Annotated in this window: 12 protein-coding genes; 1 reads left to right on the forward strand and 11 read right to left on the reverse strand. The window is 48.4% G+C overall.

Annotation, left to right across the window (positions count from 1 at the left end; all coding sequences use genetic code 11):
• Positions 1 to 63: 63 nt before the first annotated feature.
• From ACMXI2_RS13265 to ACMXI2_RS13295, 7 genes are all read right to left on the reverse strand, one after another.
• Positions 64 to 1509, reverse strand: a complete 1446-nt coding sequence (locus ACMXI2_RS13265; protein ID WP_483782042.1) for a sialate O-acetylesterase — start codon at positions 1507 to 1509, stop codon at positions 64 to 66.
• Entirely contained in the window at positions 1485 to 3317 is a 1833-nt protein-coding gene (locus tag ACMXI2_RS13270; RefSeq protein WP_483782043.1) for an alpha-1,3-galactosidase-related protein, read from the reverse strand. Before ACMXI2_RS13270 ends, ACMXI2_RS13265 begins: the two co-directional genes overlap by 25 nt.
• A 10-nt stretch (positions 3318 to 3327) precedes the next feature.
• Positions 3328 to 4866 (reverse strand): RagB/SusD family nutrient uptake outer membrane protein, encoded by a 1539-nt coding sequence (locus ACMXI2_RS13275; RefSeq protein ID WP_483782044.1) that lies wholly within the window; start codon positions 4864 to 4866, stop codon positions 3328 to 3330.
• An 11-nt stretch (positions 4867 to 4877) separates the two neighbouring features.
• Positions 4878 to 8186, reverse strand: coding sequence for a TonB-dependent receptor (locus ACMXI2_RS13280; protein WP_483782045.1), 3309 nt, complete (start codon positions 8184 to 8186; stop codon positions 4878 to 4880).
• Between the two features lie 199 nt (positions 8187 to 8385).
• The gene (locus tag ACMXI2_RS13285; protein WP_483782046.1) at positions 8386 to 9585 is read right to left on the reverse strand and encodes a FecR family protein; all 1200 of its coding nucleotides are present in this window, start codon (positions 9583 to 9585) and stop codon (positions 8386 to 8388) included.
• Between the two features lie 83 nt (positions 9586 to 9668).
• Positions 9669 to 10262, reverse strand: coding sequence for an RNA polymerase sigma factor (locus ACMXI2_RS13290; RefSeq protein ID WP_483782047.1), 594 nt, complete (start codon positions 10260 to 10262; stop codon positions 9669 to 9671).
• 71 nt (positions 10263 to 10333) lie between these two features.
• On the reverse strand, positions 10334 to 10741 hold the full coding sequence (locus ACMXI2_RS13295) for an L-rhamnose mutarotase (RefSeq protein ID WP_483782048.1): 408 nt from the start codon (positions 10739 to 10741) through the stop codon (positions 10334 to 10336).
• 780 nt (positions 10742 to 11521) lie between these two features.
• On the opposite strand from ACMXI2_RS13295, the gene ACMXI2_RS13300 reads away from it, so the two are divergent.
• Positions 11522 to 11674 (forward strand): hypothetical protein, encoded by a 153-nt coding sequence (locus ACMXI2_RS13300; RefSeq protein ID WP_483782049.1) that lies wholly within the window; start codon positions 11522 to 11524, stop codon positions 11672 to 11674.
• 676 nt (positions 11675 to 12350) lie between these two features.
• Here the strand turns inward: ACMXI2_RS13300 and ACMXI2_RS13305 are convergent.
• From ACMXI2_RS13305 to ACMXI2_RS13320, 4 genes are all read right to left on the reverse strand, one after another.
• Positions 12351 to 15800, reverse strand: coding sequence for a carbohydrate-binding protein (locus tag ACMXI2_RS13305; RefSeq protein ID WP_483782050.1), 3450 nt, complete (start codon positions 15798 to 15800; stop codon positions 12351 to 12353).
• A gap of 32 nt (positions 15801 to 15832) precedes the next feature.
• The gene (locus ACMXI2_RS13310) at positions 15833 to 17281 is read right to left on the reverse strand and encodes a RagB/SusD family nutrient uptake outer membrane protein (RefSeq protein ID WP_483782051.1); all 1449 of its coding nucleotides are present in this window, start codon (positions 17279 to 17281) and stop codon (positions 15833 to 15835) included.
• Positions 17282 to 17310: 29 nt separating this feature from the next.
• Positions 17311 to 20583 carry a TonB-dependent receptor gene (locus ACMXI2_RS13315; RefSeq protein WP_483782052.1) on the reverse strand — a complete coding sequence of 1091 codons (3273 nt, stop codon included), beginning with the start codon at positions 20581 to 20583 and terminating at the stop codon, positions 17311 to 17313.
• Between the two features lie 268 nt (positions 20584 to 20851).
• Positions 20852 to 22072: a FecR family protein gene (locus ACMXI2_RS13320; RefSeq protein WP_483782053.1), complete on the reverse strand. Its 1221-nt coding sequence runs from the start codon at positions 22070 to 22072 to the stop codon at positions 20852 to 20854.
• Between the last annotated feature and the right edge of the window lie 16 nt (positions 22073 to 22088).

Here is a 22088-nt window from a genome sequence, read left to right on the forward strand (position 1 = left end):
TATTGTGGTGATGAGTTACAAGATATTACAAATATTGTAACTAACAGAATAACGGGGTTAAATTCAGAAGATGGTCCGGAAAGAAGAAGCCGGTAGCCCTTCCCGGTTATAAAGACTCCCCTTTACCCAATTCTTAAATGCGTACCTCACTGCAACCGGCGCTGCCACTGAATCGCATTGAACTTTCACCTGGTTACGGTGAACAATAACCGCTGCAGCCGGATAAAAAACATGATCGCTGCCTGCCATTTCAAAATGTTCCAGCGGCTTGTTGTTAGCCGTGAGTCCGTGTTTGGCGAAGTCGAAATAAAGATAAGCCTGGCTTCCCCTGATCTTCATCTTTCTAAAAACAGGCGAAACGCAGGAAATATCTCTCTGATGATATGTTTTTGCCAGCGCCCAGTAAGAAAGGCGTTGACTTACCACCGTTTTATCCGGTGGATGAATATATTTTTCTTCACCCGCGTCCAGTATCACTGCCATGCCGGCGTTGGGGATATCGTGCAGCGCCAGCAATTGTGACTCCCGCAGGATAGCAGGTAACTCCTCATGGCGGGGATCAGCGTATCCGTAGGGCGCTATCTGCACATAATAAAAGGGCAAACGGCCGCCTCTCCACCGCGTTCTCCACTCCCGCACCATAGCAGGCAACAGCCTGCGGTAAAGTAACGGATGCTCCCTGTTTGATTCTCCCTGGTACCAGATAAACCCCTTCACCGTATAATCTGAAACCGGCAGGATCATGGAATTGAACAGAACAGATGGCGAATGCTCCGGATTCTTTTCGGGATCTTTGATGGTATCTGGCCTGTTGGTAGACCATACCTCGGGGAAGCCCGCCAGCGTTTCCTCACTCATCCAGGATTGTATGGCAGTTCCTCCCCAGTAAGTGGCAATGATGCCTATGGGTACGTGCAGCTTTTCATGCAGAATTTTTGCATATTGATAAGCGACGGCGCTGAAATCCTTTACGGTGGCAGTATCTGTGGTCTTCCAGCTACCATCGCAATCGGGTAACGGCGCCGGTGACACTACTTTAGGCACGCGGAAAACATGTATATCCGGATGATTGACCGCGTCCGCAATAATAGCAGATGCGTTTAAAACCGGTTGTTTGTTGTATCCTCTCAAAGGCATTTCCATATTGGATTGCCCGGAGCATACCCATACTTCCCCGATTAATACATCTTTCACACGGATATGCGTTGCCTCACTGGTAAAATTAACGATGTACGGGCCGCCGGCAGGTGGCGTAGGGATACGCGTCTGCCATTTTCCGGTGCTGTCTGTAACAACAGTATATATTTTCGATGTCCAGCCGGGCGCAATGTTCACCTGGCTGCCTTTGCCCGCCCAGCCCCACATCGCAACCTTTGAGCGTTGCTGTAATACCATATGGTCACCTATCACTGCTGGCAGTGACAGGTGACCGGCATGCGACTGCGGCAAACTTCTTAACGGAAAAATGAGCAGTACTAAAATGCTTAAAAGACCAGTTCTTCCTGACATTGTATTTCTTTCTTCTTCATAAATTTAAACGCCACATTCTTCCCTAATAAATCGGTAGCTATCTTATTATCCTGTATGCGTACGTTCCTGCAACCCGACAGGAAAAAGGTGGCTTTCCGGGCGTGATAGGGCTTATAGTCGTAGCTCCTGATAAGATCATTGCCGATAAACTGCAGCCCGTTTACCGATTGCGCAAATAGTATAGGATAATCGAACGCATAAAAACTATTTCCTTCTATCCGTATATTTTTATGGTAAAGCGGTGTGCTATCATTCATCACAGGGATCTCCGGGTAAATACTGATCACTGCTTCTGTAAACTGGTAGTCGGATGTATTACACGGAGCCAGGAATTTATTTCCTTTTATCAGCAGGTCAGTGATGGCGCCGGATTCATACCAGGAGTTCACATCGCCTGCTATCAGAATGGCCGAGCCACTGGAGGCAAAGCTGTTGTTTTCAATGATCACTTTTTTTGGCGTGGTTACCAGCAGCCCTCTTGCCCTGCAGCTTTCGAAAGATGTATTCCTCACTGTAACTGCGGGAGTCCAGCTCATATTTTCGAGGCCATCCCCTTCGTTTACATGCGCCGGTATTTCGCCGGCGAGCGTGAGTTCAAAATCCGTGGTGCTTTTTTTCCGGAATGCCGTTACCTTTCCTTTGCCAACAGATGCCAGCGAATGGTGATCTATAAACGCGATGTTATCGCCTGTTTCCGACCATTCCATGCCTACACTCATGGGCTCCATGAAGCGGCACAGTAACCTGTTTTTATCCAGCTTGCTGATAATGCGCACATAAGTGCCATGCACGTTAATGGGATCATCCATCAGGCCACCAAAGCGGCAGCTGTCTACATAAATATTACCACGGCAATTGGAAAAGTGCAGCCCGTCGTCATGACCGCTGAAATACCTTCCCTTTGCTATATTTGGAACAATGGAGATGTTTTTAAAAGTAAGATCTGCGGTATACTGCGATAGTATACCTAACCCTGCGCAATGGTAGCCGTTCACCTTTTCCATTACAATGTTATCGCTGTGCGTTACAAATATCATGGCATGATCGCGGCTGTTGTGCCGCAATACCAGTATGTTTCCGGGTGAAGGCTTCCGCCGGAAAGGATGATGCAACCGCACCACGCCATTGTCCATAGCAATGGCTTTATATCCCCGCCAGTCCGGCCCCAGGGCGCTGGGCTCATCGCCTGTTTTGTACGCAATAAGATGCGTATCCTTTTCATACTCCATGATGCCGGTGATTTTACCACTCCAGCCTTCGGCGGCAAACAGGAGCTGCCCGTTTACGATGGTGTAGGGATACTGCGTGGTATCTATACGTACATCTATATACGAAGCGGAGGTATCCAATACAGCTGCCTGCGCCGTCAGCGGAAAATCCCAGTCGATGGAAACATTGCGGAGTGTAACATGACTGCTCCGTTCAATAGTGAACGGCTGTATCCTGCCATGATACACAAAATCCGATCCGGCGCCTTCTATCACCAGCTTCTTAAATCCTGCTATCATGATGGCGTTGTACTTCGGGTTGATATCCGAGGTATTGGATTCGTAGTACACTTTCTTTACTGCGTGCTGCGGCCAGAAATCATAACGCCCTGCCGGGAAAAACAGCAGCGGGTTTTCTTTTTCCCGGCAGGCTTCCAGTGCGGCCTGCACTGCAGCTACAGCGTCGGCGCGGCTATCAGGCCGCGCACCGAAGCTGGTTACGTATACGGTGTCATAGGCCACAGCACCATGTGCATATTGCGCAAACAGTATCATGGCTGGTAAAAGGTATCTATACATAGCGCGGAAATTAGTAGCCGGGGTTTTGTTTCAATTTTGAATTCAAGTCAATTTCTCCCTGCGGAACCGGCCAGAGATAAAGGGCATCCACAAAATGGCGGACATCCAGTTGCTGCCCCGTCATTGTTTTAATCACGGCGCCGTCCATCAGTTCTTTGGCAATACCCCAACGGCGGATATCAGAATAGTAAATACCTTCAAAGGCCAGTTCTATCCTTCTTTCATGACGAATGATATCACGCATTTGTTCCTTTGTTTTGCCGGCAGGGATGGCAGGCATCTCTACGCCTTTTCTTGCCCTTACCTGGTTGATGGCATCATACACGGCAGCATCCGGGCCGTTTGTTTCGTTCTCTGCTTCTGCATACAGCAGCAGTAAATCGGCATACCGGAACACGATGTAGTTTAACGGGGAATCGCCCCAGTTGAAGCCATCCACCGTTAATACATGTTTCCTCGGCAGGTAGCCGATAAAGGTTGATTTTGCACCGCCTACTTTGATATTATCATAAGCAATTCCTTTCCATACAGAGCCGGGACGGATAATGGTATAATCCAGCCGCGGGTCCCTGTCTTTAAACGGATTGACAGCGTCATACCCGGAAGCAGGATCGGTGATCATCTTCCCGTTCTTCATCTCATAACTGTTTACAAGATCCTGCGTGGGATATGCCTGATCCCAGCCCTTTCCGAAAGAGCTTTGAGGGCCCATAAATCCATCCAGCGGGCTGCCTTCTCCTAATCCGAGTCCGGCATATTGCACATCAAATATTACTTCGGCATTGTTTTCTGCGGCCACATCTGTAAACATGGCTTCATAGTTATCATACAGGCGGTACTGACCTTTATCGATGATCTGTTTGGCTACTGCCGCTACCTGTTGATATTGTTTTCCCAGCAGCAGCGCTTTTGCTTTGAGCATCAGGGCAGCGCCCTGTGTAGCCCTGCCGGTGTTGGCTTTATCATACACTGTGGGCAGGGATTTCACCGCTTCATCGCATTGCGCTTCTACAAAGGTGAGCACTTCTTCGCGGGTATTTCTGCCGGGAAGATCTGCGCCCAGTTGCAGCGTGTGTTCAATGAGCGGTACGCCTCCGTAATAGTCGGCCAGGTTGTAATAAAACAGTGCGCGTAAAAACTGCGCTTCTCCCAGCAATCGTCCTTTCAATGTTTCATCCATTTTTATACCCGGTATTTTTTCCAGCGCCAGGTTCGATTTATAGATGCCATTGTATAGCTGCACCCATTTATCATTTACGGGTGTGATGAGGGTAGGCAGCAGGTTGCCTTTGGAAATACCGCCGTATCCTTCGAGGTAGTCGCTCCAGATCCAGGCGTTGGGCGTCATCCCATCTGTCATTGGGTTGTAGCCGTAAATCTGGTAGTTGTGTTGCATCTGCTCATAAATGGCGGTGATGCCGGAAAGCGCATCTGCATCCGACTGCCAGAAGTTGGTGTCTGAAAGCTGATCCGAGGGTTTGGAATTCAGAAAATCTTTTGTGCATCCTGCCAGCAGGATTATATAAAGCGCAAGCATTATTTTTTTCATGGTACACTAGTTTAGAATGAGGCATTTATTCCCAAAGAGAAAGTGCGCACATTTGGATTCTCAATCTGGTAATCGGTGTAGTTACCTGTTTCCGGGTCCAGTCCATTATATTTTGTCCAGGTGAAAGGGTTCTGCGCATCGGCGTATACCTGTATCCCTCCAATAAATGTTTTCTTCAGCCAGCCTGCCGGGAAATTATAAGAGAGCTGCATATTTTTTACTCTCAGGAAAGAACCGTTCTGTACCCAGAAGGAAGATGCCTGCGTATTATCACTGTTGCTGTCTGTTGTTAACCGCGGGATATCGCTGTTGGGATTATCCGTTGACCATGCGTTGAGGAAATAGGAATTGATTTCCCGGCCATAACGTACTGCGCTGGTATACCACAGGTTCTGGTAATACCTTTTTACACCGGTGATGCCCTGGAACAGCACTGATAAAGAGAGGCCCTTGTATCCTGCCTGTAGTGTAAGACCATACGTATATTCAGGAATTACACTTCCAAGGTAAGTCCGGTCGCCGCCATTGATCACGCCATCCTGTTTTACGTCCGCGTATTTAAGATCGCCCGGTTTGTTGGAACCCGACAATTTTTGTTTCGCCCAGTTGTCGATATCGTGCTGATTTTTAAAAGTGCCCTGCGCCTGGTAGCCGTATAATGCGCCGATAGGTAGTCCTTGTTTGATGATAGAGTTATTGCCGATGCTTTGTATTACATCGGGGTTACCCTGGAAGCGCAGCACCTTATTGGAGTTGTGGCTCAGGTTACCGCTAACAGCGTATTGAAAAGATCCCACGATGTTTTTATAGCCGAGTGCGGCCTCCCATCCCCTGTTCTGCACTACTGCCACGTTCTGGTATGGCGGGGTAAGCGCGCCGTATAACGACGACAGCGGCAGCTGTACCAGGATGTTGCTGGTGCGGCGGTTGTACCAGTCGAACGTAATATCAAAATGTTCCCTGAACAGGCTGATATCTGTCCCGATATCTGTGGTAGCGGTAGTTTCCCAGGTGATATCCGGGTTGGGTAATGCCTTTGGCGCTAAACCGGCCGACAGACTGTTGCCGAAAATATAGTTTTGTCCTGCTGCATACAGGCCCATGTATTGATAGAGCCCGATGTTCTGGTTACCCAGTTTACCCCAGGATCCCCTGATCTTGATATCATCTACAAAAGACAGATCTGCATTGCGGAAAAAGTTTTCCCGGCTCAATCGCCATGCGCCTGAAAACGACGGGAATATTCCCCAGCGGTTACCGGCGGCAAAGCGGGAAGATCCGTCGTAGCGAAGGTTCGCTTCCAGCAGGTATTTTTCTTTGTAGTTGTAGTTCACCCGTCCGAAGTAGGAAGAGAGTGCATAGGAAGACGAGGTACCTCCCACAATGGGTTGCGACAGGCCCGCGCTCAGTTCCCAGGTATCGTTGGAGGGGAAGCCCTGCACGCTGCCGGAGAACCAGGCGTTCCTGCTGGTTTCCCTGCTGGCGCCCAGCAACACGGCTACGTGATGATCCTGTGCAAATGTTTTATCGTAGTTGAGGGTAGTATAAAAAGTAAGTGCGAGACTGTTATCATTTCTTTGATACAGCGTAGAAGGAACGGAGGCGTTACTCACGGTTACTTCATCCTTCTGGAAGTTCCAGAGATTTTGCACAGCGCCGGAATATTTATATTGCTTACTTTCCTTGTTATATATTTCCGCGCTGCCGTTTACCTGCCATTTCAGGTCTTTCATAATTTCCCATTCGCCGTATAACTTCGCAAAAGAGTATTGGCCCACCTGCGGATAAAACCAGGTATCCATATATTGCCGCGGGTTAATGGCATTGGGGCTTTCATCATCTGTGTTACGGCCGCCGTATCTTGTAACGCCGTCTTTTGTCATAGCAGGCGTTACACCCGGTACAGAGTTAGCGCTGTAATATAACAGGGTGGTTACGTCAAAGGGTTCGTTCACCTTATTCCAGTAGGAGTTCAGGTTAGCGCCTATTTTTATCTTATCGCTTATTTTGTGATCCAGGTTCAGGCGCAGGGTATATTTGGTAGCGTCTGTGGATTCCATGATCCCTTTGTTATAAAGATATCCCATAGAGAGATAATAATCTGTTTTCTCGTTTCCACCGCTCACCGACAGGTTATGCCGGGTGATGATACCCTGGCCGAAGATGACATCCATCCAGTTGGTATTGGGAAACAATACCGGGTCAGTGGCATTTTTCCAGGCGTCGATAGTGGCAGGTTTGAAGAGGTCGGTGTTACCCGGGTTGTCTGCTTTCTGGATGCGGTTCATCAGCTGCATGTAGGTAACATAGTCGGTAACCGGTTCAAAGAGATGCGTGGCTTTTTGTACGCCGGCAGATCCGTTGTAGTTGATCACCGTTTTACCTTTCTTACCTCTTTTGGTGGTAACGAGGATTACGCCGTTGGCCGCGCGCGAGCCATAGATCGCAGCGGAGGCCGCATCCTTCAGGATGGAGATACTGGCCACATCGTTAGGATTGAGGTTATTCAGCGAGCCCACAATGCCATCAATGAGTACCAGCGGATCTGAATTATTGAGCGTACCTACTCCGCGGATACGCAGTACTGCGCCATCGCGGCCCGGCTGCCCCGAAGTTTGCGATACCGAGATCCCGGCGGCGAGCCCGGACAATGCCTGTGATACATCAGTGATGGCACGGTTTTGCAGCTGCTGGTCGTAGTTGATGGAGGACACAGAGCCGGACAGGTCTACTTTTCGTTGTGTGCCGTAGCCTACCACCACTACTTCACTGAGGCCGGTATTGGCAGGTGAAAGCATAATATTCACCGTTGTTTGCCCGGCCAGCGGTACTTCTTTCTTTATATAACCCAGGTACGAAAATACCAGCACTGCATTATCCGGTGCACTCAGGCTGTAGTGGCCCTTTTCATCCGTAGCGATACCGGTGGAAGTGCCTTTTACCTGGATGGTAACACCGGGCAACGGTTTGCCGGTAACCGCGTCGGTAACGGTTCCCGTTACATTAGCCGCAGCGGACAATACCGGCACTTTGGGCTTTACGATAATTATCTTCTCCTGTATGGCATAATCAAGCGGTTGCCGGGCAAAGCAGATATCCAGTACATCGCGGAGTGCAGCGTTCTTTACGTCGAGCGTTACAGGCACTACGTGTTGCAGGTCTTCGTTGGTATAAATAAAGTTATAACCGGTCTGACTCCGGATCTCAGTAAAGATTTCCTTTAAAGATATGTTCCTGCCGGATATCGTTACCTTTTGAGCGCGGGCAGTAGCACATACCTGCAGACATGCAGCGAGCAATACAATAGCGGTGAGTTGCATAACCTTTGCAGTTGAGGAATTGAGAAGGCACAGGATTCCCCTGCCTTTGAAATAAGCATTCAAATACATACATTTGATTTGGGATAAAAGATTACGGTTACCAGAAAGAATTGTTTTCTTTTGCCTTACTGACCGGGAGCGTTAGAGCGCTTCCGGTTTTTTTGGCGGTTGTTACAGTCAGGTGTTCATAACTAATGTTTTAAGGTGTGACAATTATTTTTCCATTGTTCATTGTAAAGTGTACGCCACCTGTTTTTTCGAGTACTTCCAAAACGGTTGATACATTCACATCGCGTGGGATGGAGCCGGTAAAATGACGTTGGATATTCCCCCGGATCTCCACTGCTATATTATATTCTCTTGACAATTGCCGCATTACGGTATGGATATCATCCTGCTCAAACCAGAAGAGACGGTTTTTCCAGGCCATTGCTGCATGCAGGTCGGCGTGTTTCACTACGCGGATGCCCCCCTGGCGGCCCAGCCGGGCCTGTTCCCCGGGTTGCAGCAGTGTGGCGTTGTTGCCTTCGGTTACCTTTACGGCGCCTTCCAACAGCGTGGTATTAACGTCCATTTCATCTTCATACGCCATGATGTTGAAACTGGTTCCAAGCACTGTTACCCGTAAGTTATTCACAGCAACTAAAAAAGGTTTGTCTGCATTTTTTGCTACCTCAAAGTAGGCTTCCCCTGTTAATGTTACCTGTCTTTCCGCCCCCGTGAACGCCGCCGGGAAATGCAGGGTAGACGCGGCATTGAGCCATACCTTAGTGCCATCTGACAGGGTTACCTGGTATTGCCCGCCACGTGGTGTAATGATGGAGTTATAGAGCGGCTCTGCAGATGCCCCTGTGCCAGCACTGTACACCAGGCTTCCGCCGGCCGATTGAATGATTTGTGTTTGCCCCTGTTGGGTAAGCAGGCCGCTGGCAACGCTGTCTAACGTAACAGACACGCCATTAGCCAAAATCAGGATGGCTTTTTTTCCTGCCGGCGCCCCATCATTCGCAGGTGCAGGAGCAACGGTATGCTGTGCCACCGGTCTTGTGGAAGAAGAGCGGGAATACCAGCGCCACACCCCTCCTGCCAGTAACAGGAAGGCCACTGCGGCTGCCACCTGGTAAGGCAGCCACCGGCGCGTTTTAACTTTGCGGACCGGTACCGGTGGCGTAATCCGGGCAGCTACCCCGTCGATCACTTCTTTATGCATGGCATACAGATCTTCCTCCTCCGGGTGCTCCTCTGTTGCCACCTGGTTGATCATCTCCGAAAATATTTCCCTGTATTCTTCTTTCTCCGCGTACTTCATCAGCAGGATGATCTCCTCTTCACTGCAACGGTTTTCCAGAAATCTGGCAAATAATTCTTTTAAAAAAGATTCATCAGGATCTTGGTTCATATCAGCTAATACGAACGAACGAAGGTTTACATTTACCCGGAAGGAAAAAAAATTTAAACCAGTTTCCGCATTGAGAAGAATTGTTAACGCAGGATCAGGTAGGCCAGCAGGATACCGGCCACATCGCGGTTGGCCATCAGTTTCTTTTGGATGGTACTGGTAGCCTTTACGATCTGGCTGTTGACCGTGGCAGGGGAAATGCCCAGCAACTCGCTTACTTCTTTATAGGTTCTGTTTTCCAGCTTGCAAAGTGTAAATATGATCTTACGCTGGGGAGGAAGATCGTTTATAGCAGCCTGTATGAGGTGCATGGTTTCTTTTTCGTGCAGCCACTCTTCTGTATGCAGGTAATACTCCTGTGCCGCTGCCAGCAACTTATCCATCAAAAGCTTGTCCCGCTTTACTTTCCGGTAAAAGTCGATCACCAGGTTATTTGCAGTGGTAAACAGGTAAGAACGGAAAGATTTCTCCGGGTCAATCGCCTCATGCCGGAGCCAGATGTTTACAAACACCTGTTGCAGCAACTCCTGGGCAAGGTCAGCTGATTTGACCAGTTTTAATAAATTGCTGTAGATACGTGGACTGTAATGATAATAGAGGGCATGAAATGCCTTTTCATCTCCCAGGGAAACGCTGGCAAGGAGCTCTTTTTCATTGTATAACTGAACGAATGACAAACGTACCGGTTTGATTACAGAGCATAAATTTAATGAAAAACCGATACGGGATGTATTAATTTTAGGCTACATTATTCCACATGGAATACTTCTTCCATACCCGACCACGTTTCTCTTTTAGCGGCTGCATCCGGTAAAGGAAGCTGACAGGGCGCCGTTACTTTCCACCATTGCTGGGTGGTGCTGTCCTGCTTCATTTTCTCCATATCCCCTTTGAAATCTGTACCGGTGTATTCAAAATAGCTGAACAAAAACCAGTGGTCATTTATGTTTTTCAGGTAGATGGAATAATTGTGGATATGACATGCTTCAATCGTTTTCAGCACATCCGGCCATACTTTTGCATGCAGCGATTTATAGGCTTCTATTTTCTCCGGCCGGAGGCCTGTAACCATTCCATAGCGGCTGTTTTGACGGACAGTATCTTTACAGGAGAATAAAAACAGCGATGCCGCCAATAGCAGGTGGTGAATTTTCATAATCGTGGTTTGGGCTACGAAGTTAGCGGGTACGGAGGAATGATGTGGTGGTTTCTTTGACTTATTTCAGCACGATATTGACTATTGTTATTAATTGGTTAAGCTGGTTTTCTGCGGATAAGTGAAGGTCTATGAATCTTTTCTAAATATTTACTTGCGATATCATCAGATCTTTATTAAAAACCAGTAGTCATTTTTTATGGGCTCTTTTTATGATTTGGATTATATAATTGAAATAAATGAAAAAAGACTGGAACAGTATTCCAATGCTTACCAAAAAAACATAGACAAGTTTACTAATATTCTGGTATATACTCTGCGTTCGCAATTTTTCTTATTCCTGTCATACAGTCTCTTTTCTTTACAGAAACAAAGTGTTTATGGTTACATCACGTTTCCTTTTACATTTTCATCTCCCTATTCTCCATTTCACTGGCAAACACAATCCGCTTACTAATACCTGTTGAAGTAGCTTATTTACAGGAACCCAAACTTTATTATGAGGAATACAGGATAGGTTACGAAAAAGAAAACAGAGAAAGAAATGAAGTAGATGCGTTAATAAAAGCTTCCTATATAAATGAACTTGAGGAAGCTGTCAGAGTAAATAACGCAATATTTAAACGAAAGGGATTATTTTATTACAGAGCTTTTACTTTTGCAATTCTAGCAAGTGTTCCTTATTTGCTATGCATTGGTTTTCAAATTGCTATTAAAGATGATAAAGTTCAGAAAGTAAAAATTGTGAATAAATTCAGTACCTCTAACGAAACTTCGCATATGGCAAAAGATTCTAATAAAACACGCCAAAGCACCTCCACCACAACAAAACTACCTGGTGTAGATAATAGCCAGGTAAGACCTTCCAGGCCCCAATTAATTAAGGAAAATTTTCAAATTGATTCATCAAAGGCTAAAACAGCTAAAAGATAGTTCAAAAGCCTCCTTATTTTATCAGAGTAGGATCAATAGATTATCAAGCACTTACCCAGCAACATATAAATATTAGCTAACATTCGTCTCCAATCCCGCTATTACTTCCCGGATGCTTCTCCAATGCTTCGGACTTGCGTATCTCATGGACAATCCATGCACTATCCATACTGTTAGCATGCACTCCTCATGCACTCCTCATGCACTATTAATGCACTATCCATGCACTATCTCCCCACCGGGACCGAATAATTCCGGCATTCCAGGCAGCGGGCAAATCTGTCCCCGGGGAACCAAAATTACAGCATTGTCAGCTGCACTATTGCGTTTCAACGGATTAGTCCGTCTGTCAGAGCCAATTTCCAAGCCTATCAGTTCAAACAGCTTTATTCTCTGCATATATCTCCTTAAAACTCTTATTCTTCTGTTTTTGAATAACTGCAGAAAACCTCGTGTCTATGGGACCAATGGGGCAATCGTTTTCTTCTTTTTTATAACGGTGGCTAACTGACTGCGACAAAAATCTTCAATAGAAGCATCGGGGACCTGGGATGTTTATAATGCGCTGCGTACAATTACTGCATTGGCATGTTTTATCTCTTTTATTGTTGCCACCCAGTTTAAAAAAGAAGAGACGCTGACCAGCAGCGCCTCTCCCCCATAGCAAATACATCTGTCAGAGTTTAACCACCTTAAATGTGATGGCCTTAAATTCATTTTCCAGTTTAAGCAGATAAGTACCTGCCGGCAGTGAACTGATATTCTGGCTGATGCGTGTTTGTCCTTTACTGATGCGCCAGTATTTAACTACTGCACCATGCATGTCCAGCACAGAAAGCAACGTATACACCGGTTCTTTTAACTCCAGGGTAAGTTGTCCTGTTGTTGGATTTGGATAGAAGGTCACCTTTTTGGTGTCTGTTGATTCAGGTGCGTACTTTAATTTTACATCGCTGTAAGCTGAAGCCATACGGGCGGAAGAAGAGTCAATGGGTGATACCGGACAGTTGTCGATACTGAACCAGTTGAACTTAAAGGTACCGGATGTTATATGAATACCTGTATAGCTAAGTGCCGGCAACGTAATCGTGTCGCTGATAGTTTGCCATACACCTCCGGTAGACGGCAGGGTAATGCTGCCAAAATTAGAGCCGCTGTGCCCTATCCATATCACCGCCGGCGCTGTGGACGAAATCCGGAAGCTGATGGTATACTTTCCGGCTGCAGGCACATTCAGGGTGTTGTAAGCAAACCAGTCGCCTCCATACATATTGGTGAAGTTCTGCCCGCCGCCAACATCCGTGCAGGCTTGCAGGATTGGCCTGGTAGAGCGGTTGGAGGTACTTTCTGCCTCATACTTATTATTAACCGAACAGAAATTGCCAACAGTAGCGACGGCTGTAGCGCTGATGGAATCACGGGATGCAGTAACGGTGAAGCTACCTGCTGTATTACCAGCCGTGAATACACCCGTTGCGCTGATCGTATTACCTGCACCGGTAGTGGCCCATACAGGCGTAAAGGCAAAGAGGCTGTCGCGCTGATCATACCCTTTAGCAGTAAACTGCTGCGATGCGCCAAACGGTACAGCAGCCGTATCCGGTGTAAGTGTAATACGCGTTAACCGGGGTGCGGCAATTACCTGCGCACTGGCGGTGTCACTCACTGTCCCCGCAGTTGCCGTAATGGTATAATTACCCACCACGTTGGCCTGGAACAAACCAGCGGTACTGATGCTGTTGCCTGTACCGGAAACAGACCAAACAGGGTTCGCGGTGAACACGCTGCTGTCTTGTCCATAGCCGGAAACGGTGTATTGTTTTGTGGCGCCGGTAATCAATGTTGCCGTATCCGGTTTAACAGTAAGCCATGCCAATGAAATGGAATCCGCACGGATGAAACGCAGCCAGTTAAAGTTCCAGCCATCTTTACCGGCCTGGATCCTGATGGTTTTTTGTCCGGGTGATAGGCGTATAGGCGCCGACGTTACTGTGATCCAGTTTTGCCACCCACCGCTTGCCGGGAGGCTCACGGTTTGCAGTGTAGCGGTATCCAGCATTACCTTCAGGCTGGAAACTGAGTTAACGGCCACGCGGAACTGAATCCTGTATTCGCTGCTGTCCGGTACGCTGATATCATATTCAAGCCAGCTACCGGATCCAATGTAGCTTACATTCAACCCGCCGCCGGTGTCTGATGTCGACTCTGTGCAGCATACATTGCTGTTGTCAAAACTCTCTGCCTCTATTTTTGCGGGTATCGGCTTATAGTTGGCAGATCGCCGGTTGGCAATAGCCACGCCCGTTTTGGTGACGCTGTCTACTGTTATGGTGGCGGTAATTTTAGCAGTGTCGTTGAGTGTGGCAAGCCCGCCTGCGGTAATGCTGTTACCGCTGCCGGTAACACTCCACACCGGCGTAACCGCCATCACATGCCCGTTCTGATCCAGTGCTTTAGCGGTGTATTGCTGCGTTTTACCGGGGAGGAATGTGAGCGTGGCGGGTGTTACCACCACCGTGTCCAGTATGGGTGTGCCTAATCCTTTCTGGGAGATACGTACATAATCCACCATCATACTATCCGGCCAATCTGCTTCCACAATGCTACCTCCCATACCGCCGCCGATGGCAACGTTCAGGATCAGGAAAAACTTCTGGTCAAAGGGCCAGTCTTTCCAGTCGGTATGCGGATTAGGGTACGTCAGCACTTTGATGCTGTCGTATAAAAACCGGATGGAGTCTGCCCCCCATTCCATGCTGTACACATGGTACGTGGTATCTGCATCGGGTAAAATTCTGGTGCCTGACACCTGGCCGCCATTGGTCCAGTTATGATTTTGCGTGTGTACGGTAGACAGTACCGTACCAAAATTATTGCCTACATGTTCCATTACATCCAGCTCGCCGCTTTTGGGCCAGCCGCCATAAACGCTGCTGGTAGGCATCAGCCAGATGGCCGGCCAGGAGCCACGGGCACGGGGCAACCGTGCGCGTACATCTACCCTGCCGTACAGGAAGTCCATTTTGCCTTGTGTGATAAGACGGGCAGACGACCAGGGCTCGGTGGTATTTCCATTGGGGAAATCTTTCTTGCCTTTGATGATCAGCTTACCATTTTTTACACGTGCATTGTCGTGCGTGGTATCTGTATACACCTGCTGTTCGCCATTAATCCAGCCTTTGGGCTGCGGATCTACTTTCCATTTGGTAATATCCGGTATGCCATCGATATTAAATTCATCGTTGAAGATGACCGTCCAGTTAGGATTACCTTCAAATACAACATTCCCTTTTACGTTGTATGCAGTGGTATTGGCGTTTACCAGTTCCGTTCCGGCAACCGTCAGCTTTAAAATAGCCCGGGAATAATTAGCGGGTGAGTTGCCACTGAGCGTAACATGCGCAATGGTATCATTTACCCGTTGCACGTTGCCGATAGTAACGCCGGGAGGCAGGTTGGTGGCGGTCCAGCTGGCGGCGGTGAGTACAGAATCAAATACGCCTCCGCGCACCGTGGCGGTGAGTACTGCGCCATTCTCCTGCCCCATTAAAATGCTGGTGTCTTTTACGGTGATACCAGTTGGGTTGGGACCTTGCACCAGGTCGAAGTACAGGATACCATTGGCTTTGCGGCCATCGATATAATGTACTTCGATGCGGTTAAAATCTGTCCGTTGTTTTACGCTCTGAAAATTAAATGTTGCTTCTTCCCATTGATTGATCTGGGTTACTTTGTAGGTAAAGTACACCGCTTTGGCGTAGTTGTCGCCGGGTTGCAGCTTGAACATGATCTCGTCTTTCGTACTGGCATACACCAGCATTTTAAAGGTGCTGTTGGTAGACAGATCGAATGAATCAGTTAAACTGCTGCCTGCGCTCATGTACTCAAAGCAGGTAGTATCCTTTATAAATTTGGCTACCAGCGGACTGGTATTCAGCCCGGATACACTGGGGTTAGGTACACCGAACTGCACCTTCCCCGTAGTGGTATTACCGGCGTAGTAGGTCCACCTGCCGGAGCAGGGGCCACTACCTTCCATGTTATCTAAAAGCAGGTATTGTGCCTGGAGCGGGCTACATAGGAACACGCCGAGCAACAACACCAAAAGTGTTGAGATGTTTTTCATAACGCTTCATTTAGGATGAGTAACCGTGGTTATTATAAATTCGGGTTTACCAATGCATCTACACCTGGTATAGGCAACCAGTAATTTGCCTGGGTGATAGCCCCGGCAGGCTGCAGGTCGCCGGGATCTTTACCGGCGTTGGCAGCAGCTACCTGGTCCAGCCGCACAAGATCAAACCAGCGGCTCCATTCACCTGCAAATTCCCAGGCTCTTTCATTTACCACCGCAGCAGCGAAGTCGGCGCCCGACAGGTTTGCAGCCAGTGGTGCTAATCCGGCTCTGTCACGCACGGCATTGATAGCTGCATATGCTTCGCTGTTAGGCGTGCCGGCCGAGCGGGCCTGCGCCTCTGCGTAGATAAGCAATACATGCGCATAACGGATCATGATCACAGGGTTGTTTGACATGTATACCGCCTTATCCCCATCTTGCTGGATCGTGAACTTTTTATAGTAAGGGTGTTTGGTAGTAGTTTGCTGCCAGGGAATGGTAGTGCCGTTCACTACAAACTGCGTGGAAAAGGTATCGTCTTTTCGTTTGCCTGCCGGGAAGTTGTTGAAGAACTTCAGCTCAGGAAAGAAATCACTCCAGCCACCTTCATTTTCCGGCATGGTAGAAAGACCGTAAAATGAATTGTAGGTAGACCATTGCCCGCGGGTAAAAAGCGTGAACACATCTTCCGTTGTACCACCTACGAAGATCTTTAAAAAACCTCCCTGGTAAAGGTCGAAAGTATATGCTGCCTTATTGTCTATTACTTCTTTTGCCTTAGCGGCTGCCAGTGCGTATTTCGACTGATCCTTCAGCGGCCATCCGGCTTCTGTAAGGTATACATCTGCCAGCAAGGCTTTCACGGAACCTTTGTTAGGTCTTCCCGGATCACGTTTTTTGTTGGGCACCCATTGTTCTGCCCGGGCCAGGTCTTCTTCTATCAATTTATAAACATCGGCAGGTTTACTTTTTTTGAGGGTAAGAAATTCGGGAGAATAAACTTCAGAAGGAATGATCGGTACTTCTCCCCAGAAGCGGGTAAGCCAGTAGTAACATAAAGCCCGCAGGAAGCTGGCCTCTCCCACAATGGTTTGTGTTTTCGTGGCATCGCCGTCTGTTACCCGTGAGTAGTTGTTGATGATATTGGTGGCAGACTGGATCGTTTTATAACAGCCCAGCCAGATGGGTGTCATCCTGCCGTTCAGCGAGGTAACATTGAAGCGGTCAAATTCGCGGAACTCTTCTTTATTGGAACCGGGATGCGTGGTGAGGTCGTCGGCGCCCATCGTCATAGCGATCTGTGATACGCTGGTGAATCCGCTGGTCCACGGCACCATTAAGCTGCCATATGCGCCGGTAAGCGCTGATTCAAGTCCTGCCTGGCTGCTTAATGCCTCTGCGCCTCCTACCAAACCTCTCGGACTTTCTGTAAGCTCCTTGCTGCAACCTGCTGCGAATAACAACGTGGCTGCGAGAAATATCTTTTTCATGTGGAATCGTTTAGTCATGTACGTTATTTTTAAAAACTAAGCGTAACGCCTCCGGTAATTGTTTTCGCATTTGGATAAGAACCGAAATCTATTCCCTGGCGGATATCTCCGTCAGCGGAATTGGCTTCAGGATCTATCCCGCTGTAATTGGTGATGGTGAACAGGTTGGTGGCGTTCACAAACACTTTGATACCGAGGGCATTTTTCAGTTTTGATTTTGGTATGTCGTAAGACAGGCTTACATTTTTAAGGCGCAGGAAATCTGCTTTTTCCAGGAAGCGGGTACTTTGTGTGAAGTTCTTGTTCGTGGTACTGAAGGCAGGGATATCTGATGTTTCGTTCACGCCGGGAATATACCTGTCTTTAATTTCAGCCAGTGTGGCTTCCCTTGCATCTCCGCCATAGTACATGGCTGCAGCGTTATTATAGTTTAGTTTATCAAATCCGAAAAGTCCCTGGAAAAACAGGTTCAATGTAAATGCTTTGTAAGTAACGGTATTATTCCAGCCGATGGAAGTTTTCGGAATCCCTGTGCCAATTACGCCATAGTCATTGGCATCTATCTTTCCGTCGCTGTTGATATCGAGGTATTTTGAATCGCCAGGTTTAGCGCCAAAATCCGCGGCCTTTGCATCGCCTGGTTTCCAGGTGCCAAGGTAAGTGAGGCCCCAGATAGCGCCCAGCGGCTGTCCCGGCATTACAACGAATTCGGGTTGCTGTGACATGCCCCCTCCAATTTTGCGGGTATTGGGATCAAAGATCATCGTTTTACCATCGCCGATATACACTACCTTATTTTTGATAAAAGAAACATTCACTGAGCTGTTCCAGTTTACGGCGCTTTTATCAATTACTGCAGCTTCTACGGATAATTCCCAGCCTTTATTCTGCACGGTACCAACGTTCCGGGTAATGGTGTTATTACCCAGGTAAAGCGGCAACGTTTCGTTCAGCAACAAGTCGCGTGTATCTTTTATGAAGTAGTCTGCCGTCAGGCTAATCCTGTTGTTTAAAAATCCAATATCCAGGCCTACATTTTTTTGCTCGGTAGTTTCCCACTTCAGATCGGGGTTACCAATATTACCCATGACAATGCCGGTCAGGAAAGTGGAGTTGGTAAATGAGGCCACCCTGTTGGAATAAGACGAATAAGTAACGTAAGGATTTACGCCCTGGTTACCTGTAAGTCCCCAGCTGCCACGCAGCTTCAGGTTACTGAGCGCTGGCATCTCCTGCATAAATGGTTCATTTGAAATCACCCAACCTGCAGACACGGAAGGGAAATAAGCGAACCTGTTATCGCCACGGAACTTGGAAGAGCCATCCCGGCGCAATGCGGCCGAAACAAGGTATTTATCTTTATAACCATAGTTAACACGGCCTACAAGAGAAAACAAGGCCCATTTGGAATAGCCGGAAGACGGGCTTCCTGCAGTACCCTGCGTAAGATTATTCCACTGGAAGTTTTCGTAAGTAAGATTGGAGGCGCCGGCAGATACATAATTATAGGTAGACTGCTGGTATTCCATTACCGCTGTTACATCAAGACTGTGTACATCATTAAATAACTTCCGGTAGTTTAAGGTGTTGGTATTTTGGAGTGTGATCTCTTTGTTGGACCGGATACTGCTGGTGGCAGAGCCTGAGTTGGTGATTTTTCCGGCGAAACTTTTGTTCTCGTATCCCAGGTAGTTCGCGCCATATTGCAAGTGGTAACTGAGGCCTGGCAGGATCTCAAAACGGAAACCTCCTATCATGTTAGCCAGCATCCTTTCTGTTACCGCGAGGCGATCGGTAGTTAATGCCACCGGGTTGAAAAAGAGGGAACCCACCGGATCGCTGGGCGTGTAGGTACCGTCGGCTTTTCTTACCGGCACTGTAGGCGACCAGGTGATGGCCTGCGCCAGCGGGCTGCTGGGGCCATCGGCAGGAATGTCTACATTCTGCGCGGTGCTGTAGGAACCGGTGATGTTAAGCGTGGCAGATACCCTGTCTGAAAGACGCGAGTTGATGTTAGATCTTACTGTATAACGTTTGTAAGAAGAGTTATTGATCACGCCATCCTGGTTCAGGTAGTTGCCGGAAATAAAATAACCGGATTTGTCGTTGCCGCCGGCGAGGCTCAATAAATACTCCTGGCTGGGCGCTGCCCTGAAAATTTCATCCTGCCAGTTGGTGCCGCCATTAGCGCGGTAGCCAGCTACCTGCTCGTCTGTAAATGGTTTGGTGGTGCCTACCGCCGTAGCGTGTGCGTTAGCTGTTTCCGCAAAATCACCGGCATTCAGCAGGTCCAGTTTTTTTATAACGGTAGAAGAAGAAAAACGGCTGGTGAGATTCACTTTTAAAGCGCCTTTGCTGCCTTTCTTCGTGGTAACAATAATAACGCCGTTGGAACCGCGGCTACCGTAAATAGCGGTGGCGGATGCGTCTTTCAGTACCTGGATGGATTCAATATCATCCGGGTTGATAGCAAAAAATTCGGCCCCTACAAAACCATCCACCACGTAAATAGGGCCATTGTTGCCGTTAATAGAGTTGGCGCCACGGATACGGATTCTAACGGCGCCACCGGGAGAACCCGCCGCATTGGTTACCTGTACACCGGCGGCCCTGCCCTGCAATACCTGGTCCAGGCGATTCACGGGCTGGTCTTTAAACGATTCCGCGGTAACCGTGCCAATTGCATTGGTGAGCTCCACCCGTCTTTGTACGCCATAACCTACTACAACCAGTTCATTCATACTGGAAGCACTGGACTGGAGTATGACCGGCAGCTCACTTTTGGCGCCTACCGGTACTTCTTCTTTATTATAACCAATGGATGAAACAATCAGTATTGCGTTTTCGGTTGGTACGGTGATGGTGTACTCGCCGTTTTCATTTGTTACCACGCCTTTGTTGGTACCTTTCACCTGCACGGTTACGCCGGGCAGGGGTTCTCCTTTTGCGTTGGTGATCCGCCCTTTCACTTCCTTGTCTGGCGGAGCGTTTGCGGGTGTTACCGGCGCGCCTTTCCGTTTAATAACAATCACCTTATCTGTGATGGTATAAGTGAGTGGCTGATCCAGGAAACAGGCGTCCAGCGCTTCCTGCAGGGAAGCGTCTTTCAGTTGCAGGCTTATTTTGCTGATGTGAAGCAGTTGTTCATCGGTATACAAAAAAGTATAGCCGGTTTGCTTTCGGATCTCTTTAAATGCCTTGTCCAGGGATATGTTACGTTGCGATAAGGTAACTGTTTGTGAATACCCGGCTGCATGTACCTCCAGTAGGGTAATGGTCATCAAAAGCACCGTTAATTTCATAATCAGGAACGTTTTTACTGATAATCGTGGAAATTTTTTGACCCATGCAGGGCTTGGTTGCCCGCTTTGGGAAAAAAGCGTCAATTGCATACATTTGTGTAGTTTGGGTTGATAATGATAATTGTCGAAAGCGATTTTAATTACAGGCCCGGATCTTACCGGGGGCGCAGCGAACGCTCCCGGTTTTTTTGGGCACTTCAAAAACTGGTAATGGAATAAACATTAAGGACTCATAACGTCAATGTTTTTTGTAACGTGGAAAAAGAATTCAGGGCGATACGATCAGTTGTTTTCCTTTTATTTCAAAATGTACTTCACCGGTTAGTTCCATCATTTTCAATACCTGCGACACCGGCACATTCCGGGGTATGATTCCCCTGAAGTGGGCAGACACAGGCGCTTTGTATATTGCCTCCACATCATACCAGCGTGCTATCAAACGCATGGCAGAAGCGATGTCGTTGCCTTCCAGCTGGATAAATCCATTTTTCCAGGCCACTGCTTCTTCTATATTTACATTTGCGGGGGCAGATAAAGTGCTGCTGCTTTTATTAAGCGCGATACCTTCGCCCGGCTGCAGGCGTTTACTGTTGCCATTGCTGCTTACGCGTACGGCGCCTTCCAGCAACGTGGTTTTGATTTGCTGTTCATTGTCGTATGCCATCACGTTGAAATGGGTGCCCAGCACGGCGATTTCGAGGCTGTCCTTTCCATTATCTGTACGGGTGGGCACCATTACCCGGAAGGGTTGGCGTGCGTTGGCAGCCACTTCAAAATAGGCTTCCCCATTCAGCTCCACCTGCCTGTTGCGGCCGTTGAAGGAAACGGGGTATTTTAAAGTGGTCTCTGCATTCAGCCATACATGGGTGCCGTCCGGCAGTGTTACCTGGAACTGGCCGCCACGCGGGGTGCGCAGCGTATTATATTGCAGGGCCAAAGCATCATGTGATGCCGCGTTATAGGTATAGGTGAGCTGTCCTGCGCCCTGCCGGGAAATTTTTGTATTGCCCTGTTGCGCCAGTGTGCCGTTAATGGCGCTATCCAGCGGCACCTGGGTACCATCGGCCAGTATAAGCACCGCTTTGTTGCTGCCGGGCGCCACATCGTTGGCCGGCGTTGGAGTAACCGTTGCCAGTGGAGCGGGAGCCGGCTTTTGCATCAACCAGTACGCGCCGCCGGATAACAGCAACACGCCGGATATAATGGCTGCTGCAAGCCATGCGCGCCGGTATTGCAAACGGACCCGTGCTACCCTTTCTGTGGGGCGGTCGGCGGCCAGTATATTGCCGGCTACCTGGTTCCAGTAAGCTTCGTCGTAATCCGCTGCTTCGCCGGGAAGTTCCTTTCGCAGCAGCATTTCCGCCAGCTGGGCGGTATGTCCGGTATCATCGGCCTGGATCAGGTCTGACAATTCCTGGAGTTCGGCGGCAGTAGCAGCATGGCTTACAGCCTGCTGCAGGAGGTATGCTAAGCGGTCTTGTATCGACAATTTATGATCGTTTTTG

The organism is Chitinophaga sp. G7 BAM 1005 (assembly GCF_057126945.1).

Bases quoted from the DNA above. Each gene is read 5' to 3' on its own strand.
- ACMXI2_RS13305 (WP_483782050.1), bottom strand. From the start codon at position 15,800: ATGAAAAACATCTCAACACTTTTGGTGTTGTTGCTCGGCGTGTTCCTA.
- ACMXI2_RS13285 (WP_483782046.1), bottom strand. From the start codon at position 9,585: ATGAACCAAGATCCTGATGAATCTTTTTTAAAAGAATTATTTGCCAGA.
- ACMXI2_RS13310 (WP_483782051.1), bottom strand. From the start codon at position 17,281: ATGAAAAAGATATTTCTCGCAGCCACGTTGTTATTCGCAGCAGGTTGC.
- ACMXI2_RS13265 (WP_483782042.1), bottom strand. From the start codon at position 1,509: ATGTCAGGAAGAACTGGTCTTTTAAGCATTTTAGTACTGCTCATTTTT.
- ACMXI2_RS13280 (WP_483782045.1), bottom strand. From the start codon at position 8,186: ATGCAACTCACCGCTATTGTATTGCTCGCTGCATGTCTGCAGGTATGT.
- ACMXI2_RS13300 (WP_483782049.1), top strand. From the start codon at position 11,522: ATGGCAAAAGATTCTAATAAAACACGCCAAAGCACCTCCACCACAACA.
- ACMXI2_RS13315 (WP_483782052.1), bottom strand. From the start codon at position 20,583: ATGAAATTAACGGTGCTTTTGATGACCATTACCCTACTGGAGGTACAT.
- ACMXI2_RS13295 (WP_483782048.1), bottom strand. From the start codon at position 10,741: ATGAAAATTCACCACCTGCTATTGGCGGCATCGCTGTTTTTATTCTCC.
- ACMXI2_RS13270 (WP_483782043.1), bottom strand. From the start codon at position 3,317: ATGTATAGATACCTTTTACCAGCCATGATACTGTTTGCGCAATATGCA.
- ACMXI2_RS13275 (WP_483782044.1), bottom strand. From the start codon at position 4,866: ATGAAAAAAATAATGCTTGCGCTTTATATAATCCTGCTGGCAGGATGC.